This window comes from Gordonibacter sp. (assembly GCF_036667095.1).
Taxonomy (GTDB): Bacteria; Actinomycetota; Coriobacteriia; order Coriobacteriales; family Eggerthellaceae; genus Gordonibacter.
The window spans coordinates 1-2,212 of record NZ_JAVWUP010000317.1; the positions used below are offsets into that span (position 1 = coordinate 1).

A 2,212-nucleotide genomic window follows, 5' to 3' on the forward strand; every position below is an offset into this window, starting at 1 on the left:
GATGAGTCCGAAGATGAACGTAGAGAGGTTGTTCACCGCAGCCAGTGGGTCGCCATCTGCGAAGGCGAGTCCGGGAGTGCAGAGCGTGACGACTACGAGCGAGAAGAGAAAAGCCCCAGCGTATGCTAGGGCTTTGCGAGGATTGGACTTGATGTTTGAAAGTATCTTCATGCGAGGCTCCGTAGATTTGCAGCAGCGCTTCCACCTCGTCGTTGGAGAGGATGGTGCAGCGTGCGTTGCTGGTGGGCATGGTTGCATCGCCCGGGCTGGCGAACCGGGCATCGACGCCGGACACGTTTTCGAGGTTTGCCACCGAGCGCGTGTCGCTGCCGTGTTCGTAGGGCAACTTGCCACCTTCGGTGGTGAGGCTCACGTTCGGGTGCTTCGCCAAGTTGTATTTGGCATCCATCATCGGGCGCTCGCCGCGCACGAACAGAAGGGCTTGGGAGTTGTCCAGCATCCGCACCTCGTCGGGCGTCAGCAACTCGCGGCCTGACACTTGCCAGTTCGTCGTGTAACTGCCGTTTCTGCCTTTGGACTGCCCGTAGGTGTTCGTGTCGATGGTTTCTTTTCCCAAGAGCTCGCTTACGTACTTATGGGTGGATTGCTCGTTGCCGCCGAGGTACAGAAACTCGTCGCAGTTGCCCACGATTGACTCCCACTGTTTTTCGAACAGGGCTTTGAGTTGCGCCAAATTCTGTAAGATGATGGAAACCGAGATGTTGCGGCTGCGCATGACCGACAGTATCTTGTCGAAGTCGTCAGGCAGGCTCACGTTGGCGAACTCGTCCATGATGAAGTGGACGTGCTCGGGCAGACTCCCTTTGTGCTTGTTGTCGGCAAGCGAGAACAGCTGCTGGAAAAGCTGCGTGTAGAGGATGGACACCAGGAAGTTGAACGACGTGTCGTTGTCGGGGATGACAGCGAACAGCGCCACCTTGCGCTCGCCGAGCGAGGGCAGGTCGAGCTCGTCGGTGGAAACAAGGCCTGCGATGGAATCGAGGTTGAACTTCTCCAGTCGGGAGGCGAGTGTGACCTGTATCGACTTCAAGGTCTTGGCCGAACCTGAGCGGTAGGCGCGGTAATACTTGAGAGCGATGTGGTCGGGTTTCTCCATCGCGAGGCGGTCGAACAGGTCGTCGAGGATGGACGTGTAATCGTCGTCGTCCTCGCGCACCTCGCCCGCCCGCAGCATCTCCATGAGCATGGGGTAGTTCTGTTCGTCGGCGGGGGCTTCGTGCAGGAGGTAGAACGCGAGTGCTAGATGCAGCATGGATGCGGCGGTGTCCCAGAACGGATCTTGGCTCACGGCTCCTTTGGGGGTGGTGGCCTTGAACAGGTTGGTGGTGAGCCGCTGCACGTCGCTGTCGTTTTCCAAGTAGCGGAAAGGGTTGTAGCCGTGGGACAGGTGGGGGTTCACCAGATCGAGTACGCGCACCTCGTATCCCATTGCCTCCAAAAGGTGCCCCACGCAGCGCAGGATTTCGCCTTTGGGGTCGAGGATGACCATGCTCGTGTTGGCGTTCATAGCGTTGGGGATGGCGTATCCCCGCGTCTTCATGGAGCCGGAGCCGCCGACGATAAGTGCGTTCAGGTTTCTCCGGTGGCGGTGTACGTCGAAGCCCAGCCGGACGTGCTCGGTGAATATCTTGTTGTCGGTGAAGGGTGCGTCCTTGTACTTGCGGGCTATGGCTTTCGCGTTGCCCCATTTTGCGGATCCGTGCTCCTCGCGCCGTCGCCAGTTGCGCCGCGTCGAGCAGTAGACGGCGATGTCGAGTGCATAGGCACCGAGTGCGATAAGGACCGTTCGCAGGCTGCTCTCCATGATTTGGATGGAGAGAGGGTTTTCCAGTGCAGACGTAAGGCCTGCCAGTAGCTGTGTTCGCTCTAACGCGAGCGCTGGTGCGAACAGAAAAGCGAGCCAGACGACGACGGGGATGCCGAGCAGTGCGAGCACGACTTCGGCGGAAGCATCCCGCCTCATCGGACGTGAGCCTGTTCGCGCTCCTTCGGGCGGTCGAGTTCGAGGGCGGCTTGTCGGCTGATCGCCTTGGCCGCCGTCTGCACGTCGGACAGAGCGCTTCGGATGTCCTTGGGCTCTGCGTCCTTTGGCGCTGGGACGGGAGCGTCCCCGAAGGGCGCGCCTATGCCGTAGCGCTTCGCCAGCACGGCGGCAGTAAGCTCCGCTCGGTCGAAATACGCCTCGCGGCTC

At 60.3% G+C, this 2,212-nt stretch carries 2 protein-coding genes; both read right to left on the reverse strand.

Features of this window, described 5'->3' with window-relative positions; genetic code table 11:
* On the reverse strand, window positions 1-1,984 hold a 1,984-nt coding region (locus RR842_RS14150), incomplete at its 3' end, for a type IV secretory system conjugative DNA transfer family protein (protein WP_332730222.1).
* A partial coding sequence (locus RR842_RS14155; RefSeq protein WP_332730223.1) for a hypothetical protein occupies window positions 1,981-2,212 on the reverse strand: 232 nt, incomplete at its 5' end. The genes RR842_RS14155 and RR842_RS14150, both read right to left, overlap by 4 nt.